Here is a 26,546-nt window from a genome sequence, read left to right on the forward strand (position 1 = left end):
GCGGGCGGCCGCTTCAGCGACCTCTCCGGCGAGCCGCGCTACGACAACGGCTCGGCCCTCTCCACCACCGGCCTCCTCCACGACGAAGCGCTTTCGATCCTGAAGCGCTGACGGCCCTTTCTCACGTTCATGGATGTCATGAAAGTGACTTTCCGGGCAATTTTTGCCCGGAAAGTCACTTTCATGACACTGGGGTCCGCAGCCACGAGCCTCGCCGAGCGCGGGCCCAGGGCGGCTCATCCCGCGCCGGGCAGCAGCCCCACCGCGCCGCGCGCGACCTGTGCCCAGGCCAGGCGGCCGAACAGGTAGTGGCAGGCGACCTGCTCGCTGGTGAACCTCGCCCAGTCGTAGCGGTTGCCCTGCTCGCGCCAGAAGACCTCCCAGGCGGCGTCGCCGCCCTCCTCGGCGTCGGCGCGCATCAGGCACCAGGCGTTGTCGGACTCGGCGCCGACGGAGACCACCTCGGGCGGCACCCCCAGCGCGGCCAGCCAGCGCAGGATCGACTCGGTGTTCATGGTTGCTCTCCCGTGAGATCGGCCAGGAATCCCAGCGTGACGAGCTCATCCGCGCCCAGGACCGTGCGCAGTCGCACGCCGCCGCCCGGCACGCCGAACCAGGCCGCCGACACCGACCGCCACGCGGGCAGCGCGCGGGTCACCCGATAGCGCCGGTAGTTCGTCACCGCGGACGGCGGCAGTGAGCGGTGGGCGAACGGGGTCGCGGCCGGGGCGAGGATCCGGCCGTGGGCGTCGCCGAAACGGTCGAGCTCGGTGCCGACGTCGAGCACCACCGGCTCCGCCGCTTCGGCGCTGCCCTCGGGGAACATCTCTCCCGGCGGCCAGGCGTACTCGGTCCCGGAAAGGCCCGTCCCGGCGAGGAAGCGGCGGTCCCAGTCGCGCTCCGGCAGTCCGCCGAGGGGGTCGTGCCCGCTGAGCAGCTCCGCGGGGGGCGCGACGGGGGGCAGGGTCGGCGCGCGCTGGAAACCGGCGCTGACGTGGGACAACGCCTCTTCGTCGGTCAGCAGGCCGGACTCGGGGTGGTCGAACGGCGCGAACCGCAGCCCGGCCGCGTACGCGAGGCCACCCGCGGGCAGCTGGCGCGCGGGCTTGTCGGCGGCGACCGGCAGGTGGCCGATCGGGAACAGGTGGACCAGGAACAACGCGACGATGCTCTGCCGCTCCTGACGCGGCGAGCCCAGCGGTGGCTTCTGGTGTGGAGGCGGCGGCAGGGGGACGGGACGCTGGAGGTTGTCCAGCACCGGCGGCCATGGCGCGGGCGCGAACGGGAGCGGCGTGCCCGACCTCGGCGTCGGCACGTCCTCGAACCCGCCGGGGGCGAGCAGGCCCCCGTACCGCACGGGCAGCCGGATCGGCCCCGTACCCGCCTCGGACTGCTCGGTCACGGCACCCTCCCCGGGAGTCGATGCCACCGGCGAAGCGGGTGGCATCCGTTGGACGCTCACGATGCCCATCCGGTTCCCGGCAGCGGGAAACGAATGCGGATTCAGCCGCCGAGGGCGTTGACCACCCGCGACGCGCTGGGCCTGCCGAGCCGCTCCGCCATCCAGACGCTGGTCTCGACGAGTGCGCCGAGGTCGACGCCGTGCTGGACGCCGAGCCCGTCGAGCATCCAGACGAGGTCCTCGGTGGCGAGGTTCCCGGTGGCCGACTCGGCGTACGGGCAGCCGCCGAGGCCGCCGGCCGAAGCGTCCACAGTGGACACTCCGCAGCGGAGCGCGGCGAGGGTGTTCGCCAGCGCCTGGCCGTAGGTGTCGTGAAAGTGCACGGCCAGCGCGCCGACGTCGACCCCGGCTTCACCGAAACCGGCGAGCAGGCCTTCGACCTGACCGGCCGTGGCGACGCCGATGGTGTCCCCGAGCGAGAGCTGCGAGCAGCCCAGCTCCAGCAACCGCGTGCCCGCCTTGACGACCTGCTCGGCCGGAACGGCGCCTTCCCAGGGGTCGCCGAAGCACATGGAGAGGTAGCCGCGGACTTCCAGGCCCTCGGCCAGCGCGCGCGTGACGACCGGCTCGAACATCGAGAACTGCTCGTCCAGCGTGGAGTTGAGATTGCGCTGGGCGAACGTCTCGGTGGCGCTGGCGAAGATCGCGATGTGCCCGACACCGGCCTCGAGCGCGCGGTTCAGCCCGCGCTCGTTCGGCACGAGGACCGGGTAGCGCACGCCTTCGCGCTGGTCCAGCCCGGCGAGCAACTGCTCGGCGTCGGCCAGCTGCGGCACCCACTTGGGGTGCACGAAACTGGTCGCCTCCAGGGTGGTGAGCCCCGCCGTGGCAAGCCTGTCGAGGAACTCGAGTTTCACCTCGACCGGCACGATGGACTTCTCGTTCTGCAGGCCGTCGCGCGGGCCGACCTCCCAGATCGTCACCCGTTCGGGCAGCTCACCGGAGGAAGACACCCGCTGCGGCAGCCCCAGTTCCCGGACGCCCACGTCAGCGACGGCCGCGACGCGAGGGCGGCGGCTGCTGGGGCGGCGGGCCCTGCTGGCCCGGCGGGTACTGCTCGGTCTGCTGCGGGCCGGGCGTCTGGCCGCGCTGGAAGTCGTCGTACGGGTTGTCGTTGACCTCGCGGTAGATCACCGTGTGCACCCGCTCGACCTTGGGGATGTCGTCGAACTTCAGCGGCTCGTCCGAGGCGGACTCGATGATCAGCGTGCCGCAGCCGAACACCCGGTCCAGCAGGCCGTGCTCGAACTGCACGCTGTTGATGCGGGACAGCGGGATGTCGATCCCGGTGCGCTTCAGCACGCCTTCGCGCGCTATCAGCCTGTCGGTGGTGACGATGAAGTGCGTGGTGCGCCAGCGCACGAACGGCACCAGGAACAGCCAGACCACCAGGACGACCACGACCACGGCGATGGCGATCTCCGCCACCATGCCCCACGGCGCGGCGGCGTCCCTGGCCAGGATCGCGAGCCAGCTGCCGACGCCCACGCTCACCACGAAGGTGAGGAACGGGAAGATGAGCATCTTGAAGTGCGGATGACTGTGCACTACGACATGCTCGTTTTCACTGAGCAAATCGTCTGGATAGGCCACGGCGGACGCTCCCAAGGTGTCATGCGACGCTGGTCGCCTCACCGTACCGGCGAACGGTCGGCCCGGTGGGGAGGACACCGCAATTGGTACTAGGCGGGACGGACGTGCACCACGTCGCCCGCGAAAACGGTCTGACGGCCGCCGCCCGCGACGTCGACTGTCAGCTGCCCCGCCGCGTCGACGTCGGCCGCGCGGCCGACGAGCGACTTGCCGTCCGGCAGCTCGACGCGGACGTCCTGGCCGAGGGTGGCGCAGTGGCGGCGGTACTCGTCGAGCAGCCCGGCCGCGGTGAGATCGCCCCCGGCGAGCCGCCAGCGGCGTTCCCGGTCGTCGAACGCGGCCAGCAGCAGCGCGGCGACCTCGGTCCGATCGGTGACGGTGGCCCCCTGCTCGGCCAGCGAGGTCGCGGGCAGCCCGCCCGGCCCGGCGGGCACGTCCTGCCCGAGCGGCAGCACGTTGAGCCCGATCCCCACCACGACGGAGACGTCCCCGGCCGCGATGGCCTCGGCGAGGATCCCGGCGCACTTGGCGCGCGCGGGCCCGGCGAGCACGTCGTTCGGCCACTTGAGGACAGCGTCGACACCCACTCGGGCGGCGACGTCGCGCACGGCCAGCCCGGCGACCACGGACAGCGACCCGAGCGCGCTGAAAGCGACCTCTCGCGGGCGGAGCAACACGCTGAGATACAGCCCGGCACCCTTCGGCGAGCTCCAGGAACGGGCCCGCCTGCCGACCCCGGCCGTCTGCTCCTCGGCGATCAGCACGGTCCGGTCGGCGGCGCCGGAGGTCGCGGCTTCGCGCAGGTCGGCATTGGTGGAGCCGGTGCTCGCGACAACGTCGACAGCGGCGTACCGCCCGGCCAGCCCGGCGCGCAGCCCGGCGGCGTCAATCCCAGTCATGTGTCCACGATATGGGAGTCCCCCTAACGTGCAAGGCGTGGTCTCGTTACCTAGAGGTGCCCTCTTCTAACCTGGACGCTGTGACCACCGAGCCGCAGCCCGAAGCCACAGCCAAGAAATCCGGCTGGGCACGGGGTGCACTGACCCGGGGGCTCGTCGCACTGCCGCTCGTCGCGGGCCTGGTCACCGCCGGGTGGCTGCTCAACGGCGGCAACGACCGGCCGTCGACGGCGGCGGTCCCGATCCAGGCGCCCACCCCCGCGGCGGACACGATCGGCGGCGGCGCGGGTCCGTCGGTGCTGGAGGTCAGCGCGCCGGTCCAAGCCCAGCAGGCGCCCGCGAAGGGCGTGAAGCCGCTGGAGGAGTGGGCGAACAAGCTGGCAGGCCCGCTGGACATCCCGGCGAGCGCGCTGATGGGGTACGCGAACGGCGAGCTGGCGCTGCGCGGGGAACAGCCGAAGTGCCACCTGTCCTGGGTGACGCTGGCCGGGATCGGCGCGGCGAACTCGAACCACGGGCGCGGCGGCGATCAGCAGCGCGGCCCGCTCGGGCTGTCGGCCCAGCAGTGGAAGAAGTGGGGCGCGAACATCCCCGGCATCGCGAAGCCCGCGATCACGAACCCGGACGCCGCTTCGGTCGCCGCGGGCCGCGCCCTGTGCGCGGGCGGCACGGACCTCGGCGGCGGCAACGGCTGGTGGAACGCCGTGGCCTCGTACAAGGACGCGAAGGCGGGCAACGCCACCGAGTTGTTCCGCCAGCAGGTCCTCGGCAACGCCCAGCTGTTCTCGACCCTGTCCCTCGACCCTTCGCGGGCGGCGACGCCGTCAGTGCGCGCGACCCGCTTCGCGCTCGGCCAGCTCGGCCTGCCTTACGTCTGGGGCGGCAACGGGCCGGACGCGGGCGCGGCGGGCTTCGACTGTTCCGGCCTGACCAAAGCCTCCTACGACGACGCGGGCGTCGCGCTGCCGCGAACCGCGGACAGCCAGTTCCGCGCGCTGCCGCCGGTGCCCGCCGCGGAGCAGCCGAAACTCGGCGACCTCGTGTTCTACGGCAATCCCGCGACCCGCATCCACCACGTTGGGCTCTACCTCGGCAACGGGCTGATGATCAACGCCCCGACCGAGGGTCAGGCCGTGCAGATCCACACGTATCACTCGAAGGGCGACGACTACGTCGGTGCGGGCCGCCCCTCCAACTAGGCTTTATCGGCCCACCGCACCAGTGCCGGTTTCCTGGGGCAAACCGGCGAAATCGCCAGTCTGTGGTGAGCGCTGAAGGGCTTTACGGCGGAGCATGGCCGAAAACGCCGCCGCGATCAGCCAGAGCACGGCCGCGGCCAGGAACGGCGACGCGGTTCCCCATGATGTGGCGAGCCGCCCGGCGGTGGCACTGCCCACGGCGAACCCTCCCCACATGAACGTGGTCAGCCAGGCGAACGTCTCGGTTCGCTGATGGTCGGGGCTCGCCGCCCCGAGCACGAGCTGTTCGATGGCGTCGCGGGCCCCGGCGACGAGCCCCACGGCCGCGAACGCCACCCCGAGCGTCAGCATGGTGGGGGCAGCCATGGTGGCCAGGAGCAGTACGCCGCTCAGCGCGTAGAGAACGGTCAGGTGGCACCGGCGGTCTCCGCGCCACGTGCGGGCGCCGTAGACCAGTCCGCTCACCACCGCGCCGACCGACAGTGCGCTGACGACCAGTCCGGCGGCCGGGGTGTTGTTCCAGCTCGTCGCCATGCTCGCCGCGCCCACCTGCATCGCGGCGACACCGAAAGTGCCCGCGGCGGCGATGAGCAGAAGGGTGAGAACGCGGCGTCGCTTCAAGGGGCCCAGCCAGGTCGGCTTCTCGGCCGGGCAGGGATGGGCCTGCACGGCTTCGCGGAGCACAGGCGCGGTGGCCAGGCCGAGAACTCCGGCGACGGTGGCGAGTGCACCGGCAGCGATGAGGACGATCGGCGCGGTGACGCTGAGCACCGCGGTCACGACCAGCGGGCCGCTGATGAAGGTGGCTTCGTTGCTCACCGCGTCGAGGCCTCGGCGGCCCGTTCGGGAACACTCCACCGGCCGCCCGACTGCCCCTGAAGGCCACCTTCACAGCGTTTTACGCCGTGAAGGTGGCCTTCAGGGACAGTCGAAGACGGCGAGCCCGAGTCAGGAAAGCGTGCGCTCGAAGCAGATCGACAGGTCCGAGCCGACGTAACCACCGAACAACGGGATCTCGCGGTAGCCCTCGCGGCGGTAGAAGCGCTCGGCTTCGGGCTGCAGGTTCCCGGTTTCCAGGCGCAGTGTCCGCCAGCCGAGCCCGGCGGCGACCGTCTCCAGCGTGCGCAGCAACGCCGTGGCGACGCCGCTGCCCCGAGCGACGGGGTCCACGTACATGCGCTTGATTTCGGCGGTGGCAGCACTCAACTGGCGTAACGCGCCGCACCCGACGGCTTCACCCGAACGCGCGACGGCGACGAGGAACACGTCGATGTCGGCGGCCGACGGCGGCGTTCCCGGCTCGTGGTCGTCCCGGCCGTAGCGGGCGTTGAGTTCGGTTCGTTGACGCGCTCGCAGGGCGGCGCCGTCGGGGTCGTCCCAGTGCCGCTCTTCGATCGTCCACTCCACCGGCCACTCCCGCCTCGATTGGTAACAGATGTTACGGTAACAGACGTTCCGGAATCGTCAGGAGTGACTCATGGCACGGAAGGCCGACAAGCCCGCCCAGGAAGCCCAGCTGTCCCAAGCGGTCTGGGACGTGCTCGCCGGGCAGGGCCTCGACCGGCTGACGATCCGCGCGGTCGCCGCGGCGGCCGGGTGCACGACCGGACTCGTCATGCACCGGTTCCCGCACCGCCGGGCCCTGCTCCTGCATGCCCGCGGGCTCCTCCACGAGCGGACGCGCGCCCGCGTCGACGCGCTCGAAGCGGACGCGGCGACACCGCGCGACTCGCTGCGCGCCGTGCTCCGGCAGGCGCTCGCACTGAACGAGGAGAAGGTCGGCGAGACGTTTGTCTGGCTGGGTTTCCTCGCCGCCGCCGTCGGCGACGAGGAGATGAACGCCTTGCATCGCGCCAAGAACCAGGCCTGGCGGGAACGCGTGTCCAGGCTCGTCGCGGCCGTCGCCCCGGACTGGACGGCCGAGCGGGTGGCGACCGTCGCGTTCGGGCTGATCGCGACCGCGGACGGGGCCGCGACCCTCGCCTCGGCCGACCCAGTTGCCTATCCCCCGGCCACCCAGTCCGCGATGCTCGACACGACGCTGACCGCGCTGGGCCTCAGCTGACCGGGACCGCAGCGGCCCGGAACGTGCGCCGGTAGGCCTTGGGCGAAACACCCAGCGCGGTCTGCAGGTGCTGGCGCAGCGACGCGGCCGTGCCGAAACCGGCCTCAGCGGCGACCCGGTCAACGGGCAGGTCGGTCTCCTCCAGCAGTTGCCGGGCCCGCTCGATCCGTTGCTGGGTAAGCCATTGCACCGCCGAGATGCCGACCTCGTCGCGGAAGCGCCGGGTGAACGTCCGAGTGCTCATCGACTCGCGGGCGGCGAGCTCGCGCAAGGTGAGCGGCTGGTCGAGATGCTGCAACGCCCAGGCGCGCGCGGCGGCGGTCGAGGAGAACTGCGGCTCCGGCACCGGGCGCCGGATGAACTGCGCCTGCCCGCCGTCGCGATGCGGGGAGACCACCGTGCCCCTGGCGACCTCGTTGGCCACCGCGGCGCCGTGGTCGCGGCGGATCATGTGCAGGCACAGGTCGATCCCGGAGGCGACGCCCGCGGAGGTGAGCACGTTGCCGTCGTCGGTGTAGAGCACGTCCGGGTCGAGCCGCACCGAGGGGAACAGCTGCTCGAACTCGCAGGCGGACCTCCAATGCGTCGTCGCGCGGAGCCCGTCGAGCAGCCCCGCCGCGGCGAGCACGAACGCGCCCGTGCAGATCGACGCGATCCGGGCACCCGGACGGATGAGCGCGAGTGCTTCGGCCAGCGCGGGCACGAGCGCCCGCCCGCGCGGCTCGTACTCGCTGATCGACGCCGGGATGATCACCGTGTCGGCCTCGGCCAGCATCGCCGGGCCGTGCTCGACGTTGATCGTGAAGTCGGCGTCGGTCCACACCTGTCCCGGCACGAGTGCGCAGGTCAGGACGTCATACAGCGGCTCGCCACCCTCGCCGCGGGCTTGCCCGAACAGCCGGTGCACGATGCCCAGCTCCATCGGCAGCAAGCCGTCGCGGACGAGCACGGCCACCCGGTGGCGATCGGGACGCGGGAAAACAGCCATGGCTCGATTCTTGCACATGTTGTCCATCAGGCCACTCGTTCGAGGGGACCCATCGCGGCAAGCTCGTCACCGTGAGCAACACGAACGAGAGGGATCGAGCATGAAGGCGCTGTGGATCTTCGCCCACCCTGAGCAGCGGTCCTTGAGCGGAGCACTGCGCGACGAGGGCCTGCGGACGCTGCGCGGCCAGGGGCACGAGGTCCGCGAATCGGATCTGTACGCGATGGACTGGAAGCCCGTCGTCGACAGCGCGGACTTCGGCGCGGCCGCGAACGGGCGGCTGTTCGTGGGGCCGACGTCCAAGGACGCCTACCGGGACGGCGAGCTGAGCGAGGACATCGTCGCCGAGCACGGGAAACTCGACTGGGCCGACACCGTGATCCTGCAGTTCCCGCTGTGGTGGTACGGCATGCCCGCCATCCTCAAGGGCTGGTTCGACCGCGTCTTCGTGAACGGTTTCGGTTACGGCGTAACACATCCCGACGGCCACACGCTGCGCTACGGCGAAGGAAGGCTGGCGGGCAAACGGGCGATGGTGATCGTGACGGCGGGCGCGCCCGCCGTCACGATGGGCCCGCACGGGGTGAACGGCGAGCTCAACGACCTGCTCTTTCCGCTCCAGCACGGCACGCTGTTCTACGCCGGGATGTCCGTGCTCCCGCCGCTGGCCGTCTACGGCGCGAACCGGGTCTCACCCGGCGAGTACGAGGCGGCCGCCACCCGGCTGCGTGACCGGTTGCACACCCTGCGGACGACCACACCGCTTCCGTTCCGCTTCCAGAACCACGGGGACTACGACGAAAACCTGGTGCTGCGCGAGGAACTCACCTGCGGAAACACCGGACTCGACGTCCACTACACCCGAGCGTGACCCCACTCGCCAACTGCCCCTGAAGGCCACCATCACGGCGTTAAACGCCGTGAGGCCCGTCGCCGACGAGGCGACGGGCCGTTGGGAACACAGTGGCCTTCAGGGGCACTCAGGCGGCGACCTGGATGTCGGCGAAGAAGGCCGATGCGGCGCCGATCGCGGCGGAGTCGGTGAGGACGTCGCCGGGCCTGCTGCCGTTGCCCAGCAACACGCCGCCCCAGTTCATGCCGAGGTAGGCGGCGCTGCGGCGCAGCGTGCCGACGAGCGGGTCCGCCTGCCCTGGCTCCTCGGCCAGCACCGAAACACCCCACAAGGTCTTGCCTCGCATGCGGGCCTTGAACTCGACGCCCGGCGCCTTCATCCAGCCCGACCAGTAGTCGAGGTACAGCTTCACCGACGCCGACACGCTGTACCAGTAGACCGGCGAAGCGATGACAAGGTCCGTCGCGGCGAAGGTCGCGTCCAGCAGGAGCCGTTCGTCGCCAACGGGCTCGGCTTGGGGAACCTCGCTGTGCCGCCGGTCTTCGAAGGCGGGCAACGGGACTTCGGGCAGCCGGATCCAGCGTTGCGTCGTCGACTGCGGGAGTTCGGTGGCCGCCTGCCGGGCGAGCGTCTCGGTGTTCCCGTCGACGCGGGAAGAGCCCAGAAGGAACAGGAAGCTGCGGGAGTCCGACATCAGAGGTCCTTTCATGAAGTAGATACATGCATGTGCAAGCAGATACTGTCACTGCATGTACGATCCCGTCAAGAACACCAGGGAGGCCGCGATGAGCGCCGACGAGCAGTCATGGACCCGCGTGCTCGCGCTGCACGGGCGTATCGAGCAGGAGCTCGCGAAGGCACTTCACCGTCGCCACGGCCTCGGGCTTTCCGAGTACCGCGCACTGGCCAAGCTGGCCGTGTCCACCGAAGGCGAGCTGCGGATGCAGGAGCTCGCCGAGGCCATCGGGCTCAACCAGAGCTCGGTGAGCCGGATGGTCGCGCGCTTGGAGGACGCCGGTCTCACCGTGCGTGACATCTGCGCCGACGACCGTCGCGGGGTGTACTCGGTGATCACGCCGGAAGGCCGCAAACGTCACGCCGAGACCGAGCCGACGTATCGCGACGTGCTCGCGATCGCACTCGACAAGGCCTCGGGCGACCCGGAGCTCAGCACCGCGGTGTCGGCGATCCGGGGAGCTTGACCCTCATATTCTTCAGTGGTTATATTCCCCTTGACGTACACGAAGGGAGCTGACCGTGCCGGGGCGAGCGGAACTGGACAACGTCGGCGAGCGGCCCGCGGTGCGGCTGGAGCGCCGCCTCACGCACTCGCCGGAGAAGGTCTGGCACGCGATCACCGACCCGGCCGAGCTCGCGCACTGGTTCCCGGCGGCGGTCAGCGCCGAGCTGCGCCCCGGCGCGCCCATCCGGTTCACCTTCGCGGGCCAGGACGCCGTTTCCACGGGCGAGATCCTGGAAGTCGATCACCCGTCGGTGTTCGCGTTCACCTGGAATGGTGACGTGCTGCGCTGGGAAATCCAGCCGGACGGCGAAGGCTGTCTGCTGCGGTTCACCCACAGCTTCGGCCGCGGCGAGCCCGCGATCGCGAAGGTCGCCGCCGGGCGCACCGCCGCGGGCTGGGACGTCTGCCTCGACGCGCTGGCCGCCAGGCTCGCGGGCCGTGAATTCGAGCAGCCGGGCGGGTGGCTGCCGCGGATCGAGGCCTACGCCGAGGAATTCGGGCTCGGCGCGGGCGAGGTCACCGAGACGCCGGACGGGTATCTCGTGCGGTTCCGGCGCGACCTGATGTGGAAGACGCTCGACGACGTCTGGGCGCTGCTGGCGCCGGAACCGGTCGGCGCCGAGCCGCCGCTTCCCGCGACCAACGGCTACGTCGCGGCAGGCGAGGTCACCATCGCCGAGGCGCCGCGTGTGCTCGAATACCGCTGGCTGCACGACGGCGAACCGGCCGGGCTGGTGCGCTGGGAGTTCGTGCACGGTGAGTTCGACGGCACCCGCGTCGAACTCACCCAGACCGTGCCACGCGCGCTCGACGGCGTCCTGCCGACGGCGTTGGCGGCCTGGCACACCCAGCTCGAACTGTTCTTCGCCGCGACCCACGGCGAAATCCGCTGCCACTGGCCGGAAGACCGCACCGCCGCCCTCCTGACGCGCTACGCGGCGTCGCAACTCGTCGACGAGTCGTGGTCTTTCGGAAACTGAGAGACCACGACTCGTCGACGCGTTGCGGGTTTGACGCACACGCACGCACGCACTGAGAGTGCGGCTCCGCCCTGGGGATGACCGTCGCCGGGCGGACGCGCGAAAGCGGGTGTCCCCGCTAGGTTTCGGACATGATCCGATCAGACCGGCCGTCCCGGCTCGGCGGGCTGCTGCTCGGCGTCCTGGCCGCGCTCACGCTGGCGATCGCGACCGGCGGAAACCTCGCGGCGAGCAGCTGGGCGTTCATCGTCGAGTCCGTCCGGGTGCTCATGCTGACCACGTTCGACCTCGACGCCTACGTCTATTCGGCGCTGCGGGACGGGGCGAGCGGGTTCCTGCTCAAGGACACTCCCCCGGCCGGTCCGCTCTCCGCGATCACGGTCGTCGCGGCTGGCGACGGCCTGCTGGCGCCGTCGATCACGCGGCGGCCGATCGCGGAGTTCGCCCGCCTGCCGGACACCGCGCGCAGCACGGCGCGGGCGCTCGACGGCGTCACCGTCCGGGAGCAGGAGGTGCTGGGCCTGATCGCGCGGGGGCTGTCCAACGCCGAGATCGCCGAGCACCTGCACCTCGGGCAGGCCACGATCAAGACCCACGTCGGACGGCTGCTGTTCAAGCTGACCGCACGGGATCGGGCACAGCTGGTGATCATCGCGTACGAAAGCGGCCTGGTGCGGCCCGCGCTCTGACGCTCAGCCCTCGGACACTCAGCGCTCTGAAACTCAGCCGAGAGCCTGCATCGCCGGGGCGAAACGACGGGAGGCGTCACCCGGCAGGGTGCGTCCGCCGTGGACCATCCGTGGCGCCGGGTCACGCGGCACCAACCCACCCGCGCGGGCCCAGGCGAGCAGGCCGGACGCCCGGGTGTCGATGTCGACCCGCAGGTTCGTGCCGGACTCGGCCGCGACACCGCCGATAAGCGCCTTCGCCTCTTCCTCGTCCCCGGCCACGACAGGACCGATCACCGTCTCGTCCGGGTAGCGCGTCCCGAACGCGTAGCCGGTTACCCGGCCTTCGCGGCTCACGACGTGTACGTGCTCAGCCTCGGTGAGAAGGCGGCTGAGCAGCGCGCGCCGGTCCGTCCCGTAGACCTCGGTGTCCAGCTTGTGGATCGCGGCGAGGTCGTCGCCGGCGATGGGGCGCGCGACCGGTCCGTTCGTGGTGAGCACGCCGCGGAAGCACTGGACCTCGCCCGCGAGGACGAACCCCAGCGACTCGTACAGCGGACGGCCGAACTTTGTCGAGATCAGGAAGAGCGTCCGGTCCCCGGCCGCGGTCATGGCGCGCGCCATCACCCGTTTGCCAAGACCTTGCCGCTCGAACCGGGCCGCGACCAGGACCATCGAGATGGCCGCGAGGTCGTCGCCCACCGGGGTCAGGATCACCGACGCGGCCAGCCCGCCGTCCGGTGCTTCGACGCCGAAACCCTGTCCGGCTTCGAGCAGCAAGGCCCATTTGCTCTCTTCGCCCGGCCAGCCTCGATCGACCGCCAGCTCGAGGCAGGCGGCGAGGTCAGCGGTGGCCAGCGGGCGCACTGCGGACGGGGCGAAGGTCACCGGATCACGCTACGGAGCCCCCGCGGACCACGCACCCCGATTCCCGCCGACGTTGCGTACGCCACACGCGAAGTGACCGGACAGTAGCTAAGCTGCGGATCCATGAGCAGTGCGACGAAGCCGCTCGGGGTGCCGCCCGAGGAAGAGCCGGACATCCACACGACGGCGGGCAAGCTCGCCGATCTGTATCGCCGATACGACGAGGCGGTCCACGCGGGTTCGGCCAACGCGGTGGAGAAACAGCACGCCAAGGGCAAGAAAACCGCGCGCGAGCGGATCGACCTGCTGCTCGACGAAGGCTCGTTCGTCGAGCTGGACGAGCTGGCGAAGCACCGCTCGACCAACTTCGGCCTCGAGAAGAACCGGCCGTACGGCGACGGCGTCGTCACCGGGCACGGCACGATCGACGGCCGCCCGGTGTGCGTGTTCTCGCAGGACGTCACCGTGTTCGGCGGCGCGCTCGGCGAGGTCTACGGCGAGAAGATCGTCAAGGTGATGGACCTGGCGATCAAGACCGGCCGGCCGATCATCGGCATCAACGAGGGCGGCGGCGCGCGCATCCAGGAGGGTGTCGTCTCGCTCGGCCTCTACGGCGAGATCTTCAACCGCAACGTGAAGGCCTCGGGCGTCATCCCGCAGATCTCGCTGATCATGGGCGCCAACGCGGGCGGGCACGTCTACTCCCCGGCGCTGACCGACTTCGTGGTGATGGTCGACAAGACCTCCCACATGTTCATCACCGGCCCGGACGTCGTGAAGACCGTCACCGGCGAAGAGGTCTCCTTCGAGGAGCTCGGCGGCGGGCGCACGCACAACACGAAGTCCGGCAACGCGCACTACCTCGGCTCCGACGACGAGGACGCCATCGGCTACGTCAAGGAACTCCTGACGTACCTCCCGGCGAACAACCTCTCCGAGCCGCCGGTGTTCGAAACGACCGAGCCGTCGGGCGGGTTCTTCGACGCCGTCACGGACTCCGACCGCGAGCTCGACACGATCATCCCGGACTCGCCGAACACCCCGTACGACATGCACGAGGTGGTCAACCGCGTCCTCGACGTCGGCGACTTCCTCGAGGTCCACGAGCTGTTCGCGCCCAACATCCTGGTCGGCTTCGGCCGCGTCGACGGCCACAGCGTCGGCGTCGTGGCGAACCAGCCGACCCAGTTCGCGGGCTGCCTCGACATCGACGCGTCGGAGAAGGCCGCCCGGTTCGTGCGCACCTGCGACGCGTTCAACATCCCGGTGCTGACCTTTGTGGACGTCCCCGGCTTCCTGCCGGGCACCGACCAGGAGTGGAACGGCATCATCCGGCGCGGCGCGAAGCTGATCTACGCCTACGCCGAAGCGACCGTCCCGCTCGTCACGGTGATCACGCGCAAGGCGTTCGGCGGCGCGTACGACGTGATGGGCTCGAAGCACCTCGGCGCGGACGTCAACCTGGCGTGGCCGACGGCCCAGGTCGCGGTGATGGGCGCCCAGGGCGCGGCGAACATCGTGCACCGCAAGACACTGGCGAAGGCGGCTTCGGACGGCCAAGACGTCGACGCGTTGCGCGCCGACCTGATCCAGGAGTACGAGGACACCCTGCTCAACCCGTACGCGGCCGCCGAGCGCGGCTATGTCGACTCGGTGATCGTCCCGGCGCATACTCGGGGGCACGTGTCGAAGGCGCTCTCGCTGCTTCGCGGCAAGCGTGAGACGCTGCCGCCGAAGAAGCACGGCAACATCCCGCTGTGAGGTGCTCATGACCGACTCCCCTCGCCCGCTGCTCCGCGTGGTCCGCGGCAACCCGAGCGACGCCGAACTGGCGGCCCTGACCGCCGTCGTGGCCGTGGCTTCGCGGTCGCGCGGCACGGAAGCTCCGGCTCCGCGCCACTCTTGGTGGGCCGACAAGGCTTCCGCCGTCCGCGAGCCGCTGCGTCCCGGCGAAGGCGCTTGGCGCGCTTCGGCGTTGCCTCGCTAGCTTTGACTGCCCCTGAAGGCCACCATCACGGCGTTTTACGCTGTGAAGGTGGCCTTCAGGGGCAGTTGGCGGGTGCGGCTCAGCTCGCGGTGAGTGCTGTGTCGTCGAGGACGAACGAGGTCTGCAGCTTCGAACCCTCCGTGCCGGTGAACGTCAGGGTGACGGTCTTGCCCGCGTAGGCGGCCAGTGAGAACGTGTGCTGCTGGTAGCCAGCGGCGGCGTCCAGGTTGGAGTAGGTCGCCAGCGTTGTCGACGTCGTGCCATCGCCGACCTTGAGCACGAGCTTGTCGTACGCGGTCGTGCCCGTCTCGGCGGAGTCGACGTGCAGCCAGAACGCGAGGCTGTAGCTCGCACAGCCGGTGGGCAGGGTGACGCTCTGGCTGAGGGTGTCGGTGTGCGCGGCGCCGTAGCCGTCGAGCCAGCCGTCCCACGTTCCGGTGCGGGCGGGCTCGCTCGGGCCGTTCTGGGCGATCACGCCGGACGGGTCCGTCCAGCCGGTGGCACCGGCCTCGAAGCCGGGGTTGACCAGCTTCTGCCCGGCTCCGGCGCAGCTTCCGCCGGTACCGCCGACGGTCCAGGCGAAGCTCGTCGAGCCGGTCGCACTGGCCGCGTCGGTCGCCGTCGCGGTCACCGTGAACGAGCCCGCGGTCGACGGGGTGCCGGAGACCAGGCCCGCGGAGCTGATGCTCAGCCCGGCCGGAAGACCGGTGGCCGACCAGGTGTACGGCGCGGTGCCGCCGGTCGCGGAGAGCTGCACGCTCGCCGCCTGTCCCACGGTGCCGGACTGCGCGCCCGGGTTCACCGCGGACACCGTCCCGGAACCGCCGCCACTCCCGGCGAGCCAGGCCGTCGCGTTGAGGCCCAGTGCCGCGTTGTCGGCGGTCGGGTCCGTCCAGCCGTTGAACAGGTTGTTGCCCGACTGCCCGGTACCGTCGTCGATCGTCGAACTGTCGCCCCAGACCGCCACCCGGCCCGAGCCGAACGTGCTGGTCACGAAGAACGCGTTGGTGTTGCCCGGCGTCGCGGTGCTGAGGTAGGCGAGCCCCTTCACCGCGGGGTTGTCCGCCGGCTTGAGGGTGAACGTGGTGCCGTTCGCGATGAGACTGTGGTGGACCGTCCCGAAAGCACCGTTGAGCACCGGGTTCGTCGCGTCGGTGAGCGCCACCGGATGATCGCTGACGATGTTCTTCAGGTCGACCGAGAACCCGAACGGATCGGTTCCGGTGACACCGTTGTTGCTCATCAGGTCGTTGATGATGGCCGGTGAGTCCCAGCCGTCGTTGTTGCGGTCGCTGCCGGTGTGGTCGGAGATCAGGAACAGGCCGCCGCCGTTCTGCACGAAGTGGATCACCGCCGCCTTCTCCGCCGCGCTCAGCACGATGTTGGGCTCTGGCAGCACGAACTCGTCGAAGTTGGCCAGGTCCAGGGGGTTCGAGGTGTTCCCGTAGGTGATGGTGCCGCCCGCGGGCACCGTCTTCAGGCTGTACTGCCCGGTCTTCTGCAGGGCGACACCCCAGGCGGAAAGCGCACCGGTCCAGTCGGTTTCCTTCTGCGGCGAGGCGTTCTGTGCGGTCGGGTCCGGCTGGGCGGTGCTGATGATCCAGTCCGCGTTGCCCGCGGTCTCGGCCTTGCTGTTGTCGAACAGGACGCGGTGGGGCGTCACGGCGGGCGCGGCGGCGGCCGGTGCGACGAGCAAGGCACCGGCGAACACGACGATCGCGACGACTCCGGGCAGACGAAGGTTCATGCGCACTCCTCGGGGCGGGAACTCGGGAGACATGACTGTGACCGCCGGAGAAAAGGGGAACAGGGCGGTTCGCGGGACAGCCGGTGAACTCTGGGCAACGTACCTCCCGCCGGTACCGGCGAAAGTCGCTCCTGGTGCGACACAACGGATTTTACGGACGAACGACCACGCCCCCAGACACGTTCGTACCAAGGCGTTCACCGGGATGTACTAGCTCCGCCGACGACGGCGGGGCAACGTGTCGGGATGACTGACGACAAAGCGATCTTCACCCACCACTTCAGCCGTCGCGGTTTCCTGGCCGCGACCGGTGCGGCCGGCGCGGTACTCGCGATCGGCCCGCTCGCCGGTACCGCCATGGCAGACGAACCCGAAACGATCGGGCAGACCCCCACCGGCGATCCCGTCCGGACCCCGGCCGTCGCGGGGCTGCACCTGCAGTTCGGCGCGGATTCGTCGCGCGAGGTGGTGGTTTCCTGGCATTCACTGCAGCCCGTGCGCAACGCCCGCGTGCTGCTCGGACGGCCCGATGGACGCTACGAGCTCAGCGCGCCCGCGAAGACAGTCAGCTACACCGACGCGAAGTCGGGCCAGGTCGTCTACGCCCTGCACGCGCCGCTGCGGGGGCTGCACGCGGACACCGAGTACGTCTACGCCGCGCTCCACGAGGGCGCCGAGCCCGCCATGGCCACTTTCCGCACGGGGCCGCGCGGGCGCGCCAAGTTCACCTTCACCAGCTTCGGCGACCAGGGCACCCCCACCCTCGGCAAGCGCTACACGCCGCCTCCCGGGGTCACGCTGCCGAATCCGCCGTTCGTCAACGACAACCTCGGCTCGCCCGCGGCGGGCGACACGACGGCGGGGGTCGAACGGGTCCAGCCGCTGTTCCACCTGTTCAACGGCGACCTCTGCTACGCCAACCTCGCGACCGACCGGGTCCGGACGTGGTGGGACTTCTGGACGAACAACAGCCGAAGCGCCCGTAACCGGCCGTGGATGCCGTCAGCGGGCAACCACGAGAACGAGCTGGGCAACGGGCCCATCGGCTACGCCGCGTACCAGACGTACTTCTCGGTGCCACCGGCCTCAGGCCAGACCGACGTCACGCGCGGGCTCTGGTACTCCTTCACCGTCGGGTCCGTCCGGGTGATCAGCCTCGCGAACGACGACATCTGCTACCAGGACGCGGGCAACAGCTACGTCCGCGGGTACTCCCGCGGCGCGCAGAAAGCGTGGCTGGAGGCGGAACTCGCCAAGGCCCGCGGGGATCACGACGTCGACTGGGTGGTGATCTGCATGCACCAGGTGGCGATCAGCACCGCGGACCAGGCCAACGGCGCCGATCTCGGCATCCGCGAGGAGTGGGTGCCGCTGTTCGATCGTTACGGCGTCGACCTGGTCGTCTGCGGGCACGAGCACCACTACGAGCGGTCGCACCCGATTCGCGGGCAGGAGGCCACGCCCACCCGCACGCCGATCCCGGTGTCGACCGGGACCGAGGTCGTCGACACCAGCAAGGGCACCGTGCACCTGGTGATCGGCGGCGGCGGCACCTCCGCACCGTCCAACCAGGTGCTGTTCACCCCGCCCCGCTGCCGCGTGATCACGTCGGTGGGCGCGCCCAATCCGGACACCGGGAAACGTCCTCCCGTCTATGTGACCGAGAACGCACCGTGGTCGGCCGTGCGCAACGCCGCCCACCCGTACGGCTTCGCGGCCTTCACCGTCGACCCAGGCACCCGGCGCGGCGGCGTGACATCCCTGCAGGTCACGTACTACGACGTGCTCGGCCCGGACGGCGCGCTCAAGGCCTTCGAGACCTTCACCCTGCGGCGGCCTCGCTCGGACGCCTGAACCACTCTCCGTAGCGGCAGGGGCGAATTGCCCCCTGGCGCTCCGTTGCGTCCAGCTATATAGTCCACGTGGAATAAACGGCACGGACTCATCCTGGAGGACTAGCGATCATGGCCACGGCCAAGCTCACGCCGCTCGGACTCGCCGTACTGGAGTTGCTCAACGAGCGGCCCATGCACCCGTACGAGATGGCCCAGCTCATGCGCGAAAGGCACGTCGACGTCCGGGTGAAGGTGAAGGCAGGCTCGCTCTACCACACGGTGGAACGCTTGCAGAGCAACGGTTTCCTCGAGGTCGTCGAAACCCAGCGCGACGGGAGGCGGCCCGAACGGACCGTCTACGGCATGACGGCGGCCGGTCGCGACGCCTTCATGGAACGCGGCCGGGAGCTGCTGGGCGACCTGGCCGAGGAACATCCCGCGTACCTCAGCGGGCTGGCCGTGATCGACGACATCGGCCGTCAGCCCGCACTCAGCGAACTCGAACGCCGGCTGACGCGCCTGCGTTCCGCCATCGCCGCGGACGCGGTCGTCCTGGACCAGCTGAAACACGACGGCACGCCTGAGATCTATTGGCTGGACTGGCGGTACGTGAGCGAGCAACGCCTCTTCGAACTCAGCTGGACCGAGCGGCTCCTGGCCGACCTGCGGTCCGGCCGGATCGTCTTCCCCCAAGAAAAGCCCCGCCTGAACCTCATCACCAAGGACGAGAACCATGACAAGACCGGTTAACCCCTGGGCGGCGCTTTCCGCGCTGTGCATAGGTTTCTTCATGATCCTGCTGGACACCACGATCGTGTCGATCGCGATCCCGTCGATGCTGCGCGAGCTGAACGCGGGGCTCAACGCGATCGTCTGGGTGATCAGCGTCTACCTGCTCACCTACGCCGTCCCGATGCTGTTCACCAGCAGGCTCGGTGACCGCTTCGGCCCCAAGCGCGTGTTCCTCGCCGGGCTCGTCGTGTTCACGCTCGCTTCGCTGTGGTGTGGCCTTTCCGGCAACGTCGAGATGCTCATCGTCGCGCGGGCGGTGCAGGGGCTCGGCGCCGCACTGATGACGCCGCAGACGCTCGCGTTCGTCAGCCACTTGTTCCCGCCCGCCAAGCGCGGCGCGGCCATGGGCCTGTGGGCGGGCGTCGCGGGGCTCGCCACGATCGCCGGGCCGCTGCTCGGCGGCGTGCTGGTCCAGCACCTGGGCTGGGAGTGGATCTTCTTCGTCAACGTCCCGGTCGGCGTCGTCGCGCTGGTGCTGACGTGGCGGCTCGTACCCGACTGGCAGCCGAAGCACGCGCACTCGTTCGACGTCGTCGGCATCCTGCTCTCGGCCGCCGGGCTGTTCCTGATCGTCTTCGGTGTCCAAAATGGACAGCAGTACGACTGGGGCACCGTGTTCGGGCCGGTCTCGGTGTTCGAGATCATCGGCGCCGGGGTGCTGCTGCTGATCGGCTTCGTGTTCTGGCAGCGCGCGAACCGCAGGGAACCGCTGGTGCCGCTGCAGGTGTTCGGCAACCGGAACTTCTCGGCGGGCACGCTCACCTCGGCCACGGTCGGCTTCGCGATGACCGGGATGTTCCTGCCGCTGGTGATCTACATCCAGTCGGTGCTGGGCCTGGAACCGACGATGGCGGGCCTGCTGACCGCGCCGATGTCGCTGCTGTCCGGCATCATCGCCCCGTTCATCGGGCGCGCCTCGGACAAGGTCAACGCCAAGTACCTGGTGATGTTCGGCCTGACCGCGCTGGCCACCGGGCTCGGCATCATCGCGCTGCAGGCGAGCCCGGCGACCAACCCGTGGGCGCTGGTCCCGGGGCTGCTGGTGTGCGGGCTGGGCATCGGCTGCATCTTCGCCCCGATGAGCAACCTGACGATGGGCACGGTCGAACCGCGGCTGATGGGCACCGCGTCGGGCATCTTCAACACGTCGCGCCAGGTGGGCGGCGTGCTCGGCAGCGCGGCGATCGGGGTGCTGCTGCAGGCCAGGATCAGCGCGTCGATCACCAGCGAGGCTGGCACCGCGGCGGCTTCGCTGCCGGAGCAGTACCGCTTGCCGTTCACCGAAGGCGTGGCGAAAGCCGCCACGTCGACGGGCGAGTTCGGTGCCGGCGGCGGTCCGTCGCCGATGCCGGGGCTGCCCGCGGAAGTCGCCGCGCAGGCGGGCAGGCTCGTCACCCAGGTCGTCCACAGTGGACTGACCGACGCCGCCAGGCAGACCATGCTCCTGCCCATGGCGGTCCTGCTGCTGGGCGTCTTCGCGGCCGCGGCGATGCGCCGCACGACCCCCCGCACGACCCCGGCCGCCACCACCACCGGGCCAGTGCCAGTAGCCGCAAAACCCGCCTGACGAACCCGGTTTGACTGTCCCTGAAGGCCACCATGACGGCGTTAAACGCCGTCATGGTGGCCTTCAGGGACCTTGGGACCGGCTGGAGAGCTGGGCAAGAGGCAGGAAGACGTCGGGCGCGGCTCTTCCTACCGTTACGGGTGACCGGGGACCACGACGGGCGGGAGAGGTCATGGCGGTTGCGGCCGACAAGGCGCCGGTCAGACGCAGGCGTGGCGTCGTCGCGCTCGCGCTGGGCCTGGCCGCGGTCGCCGTGCTGGCCTGGGCGCTGAAGCAGGGCGGCACCGCCGGGCAGCCGGTCACGCCGATGGACACCACCGGTCATTTCATGATCGCCGTGACGGTCGTGCTGGCCGTCAGCCAGCTGCTCGGCCGGGTGATGGCGCTCCTCCGCCAGCCCGCGGTCGTCGGCGAAGTGCTCGGTGGCCTGCTGCTCGGGCCGTCGATGCTCGGGTTTTTCGCGCCGGGGCCGCAGGCGTGGCTGTTCCCGGCGCCGGTGCTGGCCGCGGTCCAGCAGCTCGCCCAGATCGGCCTGGTCGCATTCGTCTTCCTGCTCGGCTGGGACCAGGACGCGCGGGAGCTGCGGTCCTCGGGACGCGCGGCCGCGCTGGTCGGGCTGACCTGCCTGGTCGTCCCGTTCGGTTCGGGGCTGCTGATCGGGATCCCGCTGTCCGCGGGCCAGCCCCGGGGTCAGCTGCCCAGCGCCCTGTTCCTCGCGCTCGCACTGAGCATCACCGCGCTGCCGGTGCTGGCCAGGGTGCTCGACGAACTCGGGCTGACCGGCCGCCGGATCGGGCGGCTGGTGATCAGCGCGGCCGTGCTGGACGACGCCGCGTCGTGGGCGGTGCTGGCGGTGATCCTGCCGTTCGCCGGGCGCAGCTCGCGTCCCGTGCTCGTCACGCTGGCCGCCACGGTCGCCCTCGTGCTCGCACTGTTCCTGCTGGTCCGCCCGGCGCTGGCCACGCTCGTACGCCGGTTGCACACCCGCAACGCCGAGCTCGCGCTGCTGGGGATCGCGATGGCGGGCAGCCTCGCGACGGCGACGCTGACCGAGATGATCGGGCTGCACTCGATCCTCGGCGCGTTCCTGTTCGGCCTGGTCATGCCCCGCCGCAAGCCCGAGCAGAAGGCAGTCAGCCAGCGGCTCCACAGCTTCACCGTGGCCGTGCTGCTTCCGCTTTTCTTCGCCTACGTCGGCCTGCAGACGTCGCTGTCCGCGGTCGCCGAAGCGCCCGGCGGCTGGTGGATCGCGCTGCTCGTGCTGGTCGTGGCGATGCTCGCCAAGTTCGGCGGCGGGCTGCTCGGGGGCAGGCTCGCCGGGTTCGGCTGGCGGGAATCGGGGGTGATCGGCGCGCTGATGAACTGCCGCGGGATCACCGAGCTGGTCGTGGCCAACCTCGGGCTGGCCCTCGGGCTGATCGACCGCCGGATGTTCGGCATCCTGGTGCTGGTCGCGCTGGTGACCACGGCGCTGACGGCACCGGCGGTGCGGCTGCTGACCCCGCGACCCGAGTGTCATGAAAGGGTCTTTCAGGGCAAAAATTGCCTGGAAAGACCCTTTCATGACACCTGAGGGCTAGTGGTGGCCGCCCCGCTCGTACTTGAGCCCGTAGCCGTAGGGGTAGAGGGGCTTCTTGCCGTCGCCGACGTTGACCGGCTCCTGGGCGGCGCTGGCTGGCCAGCTCACCGAGAGTTTGCCGGTCGGGTTGTAGTCGCCGAACAGGACGTCCGCGACGCCCGCGCCTTCGCTGCCGGGGAGCCAGGACGCGACGAGCGCGTTGATCTGGGGTAGCTGGTCGGTCAGGACGAGCGGGCGGCCGGAGACCGTCAGCACGACCAGGGGCACGCCGGTCGCCTTCAGTTTGGCGATGGTGGCGAGGTCCTCTGCGTCGAGGCCGAAGCCGCTGGGACGATCTCCCTGGCCCTCGGCGTACGGCGTTTCGCCCACCACGGCGACCGCGACCTCATAACTGGGGTCAATTCCATCACCCGCACGGTCATAGGTCACCGTGGAACCCTTCCCGGCCTTGGACTTGATGCCGTCGAGGATGGTCGTGCCCGGAATCACCGGGCCGCTCTGGCCCTGCCAGGTCAGCGTCCAGCCGCCGCTCTGGTTGCCCATGTCGTTCGCGTTCTTGCCCGCCACGAAGATCTTGTCGTTCTTCTTGTCCAGCGGGAGAACGCCGTCGTTCTTCAGCAGCACCTGGGATTCCCGCACGGCCTGGCGAGCCAGGTCGCGGTGGTCCTTGCTACCGAACGTCTTCTGCAGCGAGCGGTCCGCGTAGGGGTGTTCGAACAGCCCCAGCTTGAACTTCTCACCGAGGATCCGCTTGTTCGCGTCGTCGATCCGGCTCATCTTGACCGTTCCGGCGGCGACCTCGTCGTGCAGGAACGTGATGAACTGCGGCGCGTCCCACGGGACCATGAACATGTCGATGCCCGCGTTGACCGAGGCCCGTACTTCCTCGTGCGTGAAGCCGTCCTGACCGTCGATCTGGTTGATCGCGTTGTAGTCCGAGATCACCAGGCCGGAGAAGCCGAGCTCCTTCTTGAGCACGTCCGTGATCAGGTATTGCTGGGCGTGCATGCGGACGCCCTGGAAGCTCGAGAAAGAGATCATCACCGAGCCGACGCCCCGCTTGATCGCTTCCTTGAACGGCGGCAGGTGCGTCTTGCGCAGCTCCTGCTCGCTGATCTGGGTGTTGCCCTGGTCGACACCGGCGGTCGTGCCGCCGTCGCCGATGTAGTGCTTGGCGGTGGCGAGCACCGAACCCTTCTTCGCGCCGAGCTCGTTGCCCTGCAGGCCGGTGATGACCGACGAGTTCTCGACGGCGTTGCGCGGCGACTCGCCGAACGACTCGTAGGTCCGGCCCCAGCGGTCGTCCCGCGCGACGCAGAGGCACGGCGAGAAGTCCCACTGCGGGCCCGTGCTCGCGACCTCTTCCGCGGTGGCGCGGCCGATCCGCTCGACCAGCTGCGGGTCACCCGCGGCGCCGAGGCCGATGTTGTGCGGGAAAATCGTGGCACCGTAGACGTTGTTGTGCCCGTGGACGGCGTCGACGCCGTAGATCGTGGGGATGCCGAGCGGGGTCGACAGCGCCGCCTTCTCGTAGGCGTCGACCATGTCGGCCCAGCCGGTCGGGGTGTTGCTCGCGGGAACCGAGCCACCGCCGGAGAGGATCGAGCCGAGCTTCATCGCCGCGGCCTGCTCGGGCGTCGCCGCGCCGCGCTCGGCCTGGACCATCTGGCCGATCTTGTCGTCCAGGCTCATCCGCTTGAGCAGGTCGTTCACCCTGGCGGACACTGAGGCGTGCGGGTTCTTATAGACCGGCGAAGGTGTCGCGGAGGCCATCGGCGCCAAGGCCGTGCCTGCCAGCAGGAGCCCGGCGAGGAGCACGGTTTGCGCTGGGCGAGTTGATCTTTTGCCGCGGAGGCGGGACGCCATTGTTCTCTCCGAACTGGATCAATCGGATATGTTGCGAGCCACAACAAACTAGCTCCCCGTCAGGGTGGCGCAGGTCACAATTCAGCAACGGTGACGGCTACCGGTACCGTCCCGATGTGCACTTCGTCCTCGCGTCCCAGTCCCCCGCCCGCCTCGCCGTCCTGCGCGCCGCGGGCCTCGATCCGAGCGTGGTCGTGTCCGGCGTCGACGAGGACGCGGTGGCCGCGGCGCTGACCGATCCTTCGCCCGCCGAGCTGGTCAAGGCGCTCGCCGCGGCCAAGGCCGAAGCGGTGCTCGGCACGGTCCTCGGCACGCACGCCGACGCGGTCGTCGTCGCCTGCGACTCGATGCTCTCGATCGGCGGCGAAATGGTCGGCAAACCGGCCACGCCAGAGATCGCGAAGCAGCGCTGGGCCGCCATGAAGGGGCGATCCGGTGAACTTCTCACCGGCCACACCGTCGTCCGCGTCGACGGCGGGCAGCGCACGAAAGAGGCCTCGGGCGCCCAGACCACGACGGTCCGGTTCTCCGACGCGAGCGACGCCGAACTCGACGCCTACATCGCCACCGGGGAGCCGCTCCAGGTGGCAGGCGCGTTCACGCTGGACGGGCTCGGGGGCTGGTTCGTCGAGGGGATCGACGGCGATCCGTCGAGCGTCATCGGGATCAGCCTGCCGCTGACGCGGCGCCTGCTGGCCGAGGTCGGCGTGAGTGTCGTGGATCTCTGGCGGTCTCCCACATCCTGAGAGCGTCACCACTCGAACGGGTGATTTGGAAGAGTCTGATCCTGCCTAACGTTCCCTTTATCCGGCAGAACCAGAAACTTTCACGCACCGGAGTCGCCCCGTGTCTTTCCTTCGGACCTACACCCGGCCACGGGTCTTCGCGGCCGCGGTCCTCGGTTCACTCGTGGCCGGCGCGCTGCTCGGCGTGCTGGCGCGCACGACCGAGACCAGCTGGCTGACCGAAGTCCTCGACCAGATCGGCTCGATCTTCACCACGCTGCTGCAGATCGCGGTCATCCCGCTGGTCTTCACCGCGATCGTGGTGGGCATCAACAGCCTCCGCAACCTCGGCGGCGGCCGGAAGGCCGCGCGCATCGGTGGCAAGACGGTGCTGTGGTTCGCGATCACCTCGTTCATCGCCTCGCTGATCGGGATCGCGATCGGCAAGCTGTTCAACCCGGGCAGCGGTGGCCTCGGCGAGGGCATCGCTGCGACGGCGAAGAACGCCGACAAGGCCGCGAAGAGCGTGAGCAACTGGGGCTCCTGGGACGCCTTCATCAACGGCTTGCTGCCGCAGAACTTCTTCACCGCGTTCTCCGAGGGCAACACCCTGCAGGTGCTGTTCCTCGCGGGGGTCATCGGCGCGGCCGCGTACAGCCTCGGCGACCGCGCGAAACCGTTCGTCGACTTCACCACCAGCGTGTTCGAGATCGTCCAGCGTTACCTGGGCTGGATCGTGCGCCTCGCCCCGATCGGCATCCTCGGCCTGATCGGCGCGGCGGTGTCGAACTACGGCGACGCGCTGTTCAAGCCGCTGCTCTCGACCACGCTCGCGGTGTACGCGGGCTGCCTGCTGGTGCTGTTCGTGGTGTACCCGATCCTGCTGCGGTTCGTCGCGAAGGTCAGCCCGCTGACGTTCTTCGCGAAGGCGGGCACCGCGATCCAGTTCGCGTTCGCTTCGCAGTCCTCGGCCGCGACGCTGCCGCTGACCCGCCAGTCCGCGGTGAACCTCGGTGTCGAGCCCGCCTACGCGGCCTTCGCGACTCCGCTGGGCAGCGCGACGAAGATGGACGGCTGCGCGGCGGTGTTCCCCGCGATCGGCGCGATCTTCATCGCCAACCTTTCCGGAGTATCGCTCAACTTCTGGCAGTACGCGGGCATCGTGGTGGTCGCCGTGCTGGGCGCGCTGGCCACGGCCGGTACCACCGGCTGGCTGACCGCGCTGACGCTGACCACGGCGTTCATCGGCCTCGACGCCAAGCAGGTCGCGCTGGGCATCGCGCTGATCTACTCGGTCAACCCGATCATGGACATGATGCGCACCGCGACCAACGTGGCTGGCCAGATCGTCGTGCCCGTGGTCGTCGCGCGCAGCGAGGGCCTGCTGGACGACGCCGTGCTCAACGCTCCGAGCGTGCCGCCGCTGCTGAGCGACACCGGCGCTTCGGCCAGTGAGCCCGAGCCCGAGCGGGCCACCGCGGGCACCGCCAGCTGACCTCACGGGAGCAGGGGACCTTTGCTATCGCTTCGGCGGTGGCGGAGGTCCCCTTTTTCGTCGTCCGTGCCGAGGATCCCCGCACCGCAAAAGGGAAGACGCCGGTCACCAGCCGCCGATGACATCGTCTCGGCAG

Annotated in this window: 26 protein-coding genes and 1 pseudogene; 15 read left to right on the forward strand and 12 right to left on the reverse strand. The window is 70.0% G+C overall.

Annotation, left to right across the window (positions count from 1 at the left end; genetic code table 11):
* Positions 1–111 (forward strand): annotated as a pseudogene (locus tag QMK34_RS22735) (histidinol-phosphatase); the annotation flags it as partial.
* Positions 112–236: 125 nt separating this feature from the next.
* Here QMK34_RS22735 and QMK34_RS22740 read toward each other — a convergent pair.
* From QMK34_RS22740 to QMK34_RS22760, 5 genes are all read right to left on the reverse strand, one after another.
* Positions 237–515 carry a hypothetical protein gene (locus tag QMK34_RS22740; RefSeq protein WP_326416237.1) on the reverse strand — a complete coding sequence of 93 codons (279 nt, stop codon included), beginning with the start codon at positions 513–515 and terminating at the stop codon, positions 237–239.
* Positions 512–1,402, reverse strand: coding sequence for a TNT domain-containing protein (locus tag QMK34_RS22745; RefSeq protein ID WP_326416238.1), 891 nt, complete (start codon positions 1,400–1,402; stop codon positions 512–514). Before QMK34_RS22745 ends, QMK34_RS22740 begins: the two co-directional genes overlap by 4 nt.
* 101 nt (positions 1,403–1,503) lie before the next feature.
* A complete protein-coding gene (locus QMK34_RS22750) occupies positions 1,504–2,448 on the reverse strand; it encodes a hydroxymethylglutaryl-CoA lyase (protein ID WP_326416239.1) in 945 nt (314 codons plus the stop codon).
* A 1-nt stretch (position 2,449) separates the two neighbouring features.
* Entirely contained in the window at positions 2,450–3,055 is a 606-nt protein-coding gene (locus QMK34_RS22755; protein WP_326416240.1) for a PH domain-containing protein, read from the reverse strand.
* An 89-nt stretch (positions 3,056–3,144) separates the two neighbouring features.
* Positions 3,145–3,954: a biotin--[acetyl-CoA-carboxylase] ligase gene (locus QMK34_RS22760; protein WP_326416241.1), complete on the reverse strand. Its 810-nt coding sequence runs from the start codon at positions 3,952–3,954 to the stop codon at positions 3,145–3,147.
* Positions 3,955–4,034: 80 nt separating this feature from the next.
* On the opposite strand from QMK34_RS22760, the gene QMK34_RS22765 reads away from it, so the two are divergent.
* A complete protein-coding gene (locus QMK34_RS22765; RefSeq protein ID WP_326416243.1) occupies positions 4,035–5,153 on the forward strand; it encodes a C40 family peptidase in 1,119 nt (372 codons plus the stop codon).
* Between the two features lie 3 nt (positions 5,154–5,156).
* On the opposite strand, the gene QMK34_RS22770 is transcribed toward QMK34_RS22765, so the two are convergent.
* Positions 5,157–5,972 carry an MFS transporter gene (locus QMK34_RS22770; RefSeq protein ID WP_326416244.1) on the reverse strand — a complete coding sequence of 272 codons (816 nt, stop codon included), beginning with the start codon at positions 5,970–5,972 and terminating at the stop codon, positions 5,157–5,159.
* Between the two features lie 129 nt (positions 5,973–6,101).
* Complete coding sequence (locus QMK34_RS22775; RefSeq protein ID WP_326416245.1) at positions 6,102–6,560, reverse strand: GNAT family N-acetyltransferase; 459 nt, start codon at positions 6,558–6,560, stop codon at positions 6,102–6,104.
* A 70-nt stretch (positions 6,561–6,630) separates the two neighbouring features.
* Between QMK34_RS22775 and QMK34_RS22780 the strand changes: the two genes are divergently transcribed.
* The gene (locus QMK34_RS22780) at positions 6,631–7,218 is read left to right on the forward strand and encodes a TetR/AcrR family transcriptional regulator (RefSeq protein WP_326416246.1); all 588 of its coding nucleotides are present in this window, start codon (positions 6,631–6,633) and stop codon (positions 7,216–7,218) included.
* On the opposite strand, the gene QMK34_RS22785 is transcribed toward QMK34_RS22780, so the two are convergent.
* Positions 7,211–8,206 (reverse strand): GlxA family transcriptional regulator, encoded by a 996-nt coding sequence (locus QMK34_RS22785; protein ID WP_326416248.1) that lies wholly within the window; start codon positions 8,204–8,206, stop codon positions 7,211–7,213. The genes QMK34_RS22780 and QMK34_RS22785 overlap by 8 nt on opposite strands.
* A gap of 100 nt (positions 8,207–8,306) precedes the next feature.
* On the opposite strand from QMK34_RS22785, the gene QMK34_RS22790 reads away from it, so the two are divergent.
* Positions 8,307–9,077, forward strand: a complete 771-nt coding sequence (locus tag QMK34_RS22790; protein ID WP_326416249.1) for an NAD(P)H-dependent oxidoreductase — start codon at positions 8,307–8,309, stop codon at positions 9,075–9,077.
* A gap of 109 nt (positions 9,078–9,186) precedes the next feature.
* Here the strand turns inward: QMK34_RS22790 and QMK34_RS22795 are convergent, their stop codons facing one another.
* Positions 9,187–9,753, reverse strand: a complete 567-nt coding sequence (locus tag QMK34_RS22795; RefSeq protein WP_326416250.1) for a flavodoxin family protein — start codon at positions 9,751–9,753, stop codon at positions 9,187–9,189.
* 55 nt (positions 9,754–9,808) lie between these two features.
* Here QMK34_RS22795 and QMK34_RS22800 point away from each other — a divergent pair, with 55 nt between their 5' ends.
* The 3 genes from QMK34_RS22800 (at position 9,809) to QMK34_RS22810 (ending at position 11,971) form a co-directional block, all read left to right on the forward strand.
* Positions 9,809–10,261: a MarR family winged helix-turn-helix transcriptional regulator gene (locus tag QMK34_RS22800; RefSeq protein WP_326416251.1), complete on the forward strand. Its 453-nt coding sequence runs from the start codon at positions 9,809–9,811 to the stop codon at positions 10,259–10,261.
* 55 nt (positions 10,262–10,316) lie between these two features.
* Positions 10,317–11,282, forward strand: coding sequence for an SRPBCC family protein (locus QMK34_RS22805; RefSeq protein WP_326416252.1), 966 nt, complete (start codon positions 10,317–10,319; stop codon positions 11,280–11,282).
* A gap of 131 nt (positions 11,283–11,413) precedes the next feature.
* On the forward strand, positions 11,414–11,971 hold the full coding sequence (locus tag QMK34_RS22810; protein ID WP_326416253.1) for a response regulator transcription factor: 558 nt from the start codon (positions 11,414–11,416) through the stop codon (positions 11,969–11,971).
* Positions 11,972–12,004: 33 nt separating this feature from the next.
* Here the strand turns inward: QMK34_RS22810 and QMK34_RS22815 are convergent, their stop codons facing one another.
* Entirely contained in the window at positions 12,005–12,838 is an 834-nt protein-coding gene (locus QMK34_RS22815) for a GNAT family N-acetyltransferase (RefSeq protein WP_326416254.1), read from the reverse strand.
* Positions 12,839–12,940: 102 nt separating this feature from the next.
* Between QMK34_RS22815 and QMK34_RS22820 the strand changes: the two genes are divergently transcribed.
* Entirely contained in the window at positions 12,941–14,578 is a 1,638-nt protein-coding gene (locus QMK34_RS22820; protein WP_326416255.1) for an acyl-CoA carboxylase subunit beta, read from the forward strand.
* 7 nt (positions 14,579–14,585) lie between these two features.
* Positions 14,586–14,804 (forward strand): acyl-CoA carboxylase subunit epsilon, encoded by a 219-nt coding sequence (locus QMK34_RS22825; RefSeq protein ID WP_326416256.1) that lies wholly within the window; start codon positions 14,586–14,588, stop codon positions 14,802–14,804.
* A gap of 79 nt (positions 14,805–14,883) precedes the next feature.
* Here the strand turns inward: QMK34_RS22825 and QMK34_RS22830 are convergent, their stop codons facing one another.
* Complete coding sequence (locus QMK34_RS22830) at positions 14,884–16,551, reverse strand: Ig domain-containing protein (RefSeq protein WP_326416257.1); 1,668 nt, start codon at positions 16,549–16,551, stop codon at positions 14,884–14,886.
* Positions 16,552–16,797: 246 nt separating this feature from the next.
* Between QMK34_RS22830 and QMK34_RS22835 the strand changes: the two genes are divergently transcribed.
* From QMK34_RS22835 to QMK34_RS22850, 4 genes are all read left to right on the forward strand, one after another.
* Positions 16,798–18,405, forward strand: a complete 1,608-nt coding sequence (locus tag QMK34_RS22835; RefSeq protein ID WP_326416258.1) for a fibronectin type III domain-containing protein — start codon at positions 16,798–16,800, stop codon at positions 18,403–18,405.
* Positions 18,406–18,515: 110 nt separating this feature from the next.
* Positions 18,516–19,136, forward strand: a complete 621-nt coding sequence (locus QMK34_RS22840; protein WP_326416259.1) for a PadR family transcriptional regulator — start codon at positions 18,516–18,518, stop codon at positions 19,134–19,136.
* Positions 19,120–20,745 (forward strand): DHA2 family efflux MFS transporter permease subunit, encoded by a 1,626-nt coding sequence (locus QMK34_RS22845; RefSeq protein ID WP_326416260.1) that lies wholly within the window; start codon positions 19,120–19,122, stop codon positions 20,743–20,745. Before QMK34_RS22840 ends, QMK34_RS22845 begins: the two co-directional genes overlap by 17 nt.
* 172 nt (positions 20,746–20,917) lie before the next feature.
* On the forward strand, positions 20,918–22,318 hold the full coding sequence (locus QMK34_RS22850) for a cation:proton antiporter (protein ID WP_326416261.1): 1,401 nt from the start codon (positions 20,918–20,920) through the stop codon (positions 22,316–22,318).
* 3 nt (positions 22,319–22,321) lie between these two features.
* On the opposite strand, the gene QMK34_RS22855 is transcribed toward QMK34_RS22850, so the two are convergent.
* Entirely contained in the window at positions 22,322–24,190 is a 1,869-nt protein-coding gene (locus QMK34_RS22855; RefSeq protein ID WP_326416262.1) for a glycoside hydrolase family 3 protein, read from the reverse strand.
* Between the two features lie 116 nt (positions 24,191–24,306).
* Between QMK34_RS22855 and QMK34_RS22860 the strand changes: the two genes are divergently transcribed.
* Together QMK34_RS22860 and QMK34_RS22865 are read left to right on the forward strand one after the other, a co-directional pair.
* The gene (locus QMK34_RS22860; RefSeq protein WP_326416264.1) at positions 24,307–24,936 is read left to right on the forward strand and encodes a Maf family protein; all 630 of its coding nucleotides are present in this window, start codon (positions 24,307–24,309) and stop codon (positions 24,934–24,936) included.
* Between the two features lie 100 nt (positions 24,937–25,036).
* The gene (locus QMK34_RS22865; RefSeq protein ID WP_326416266.1) at positions 25,037–26,410 is read left to right on the forward strand and encodes a dicarboxylate/amino acid:cation symporter; all 1,374 of its coding nucleotides are present in this window, start codon (positions 25,037–25,039) and stop codon (positions 26,408–26,410) included.
* Positions 26,411–26,546: the final 136 nt, after the last annotated feature.

This window comes from Amycolatopsis sp. H20-H5 (assembly GCF_035828755.1).
In the GTDB taxonomy this organism is placed as follows: Bacteria; Actinomycetota; Actinomycetes; order Mycobacteriales; family Pseudonocardiaceae; genus Amycolatopsis.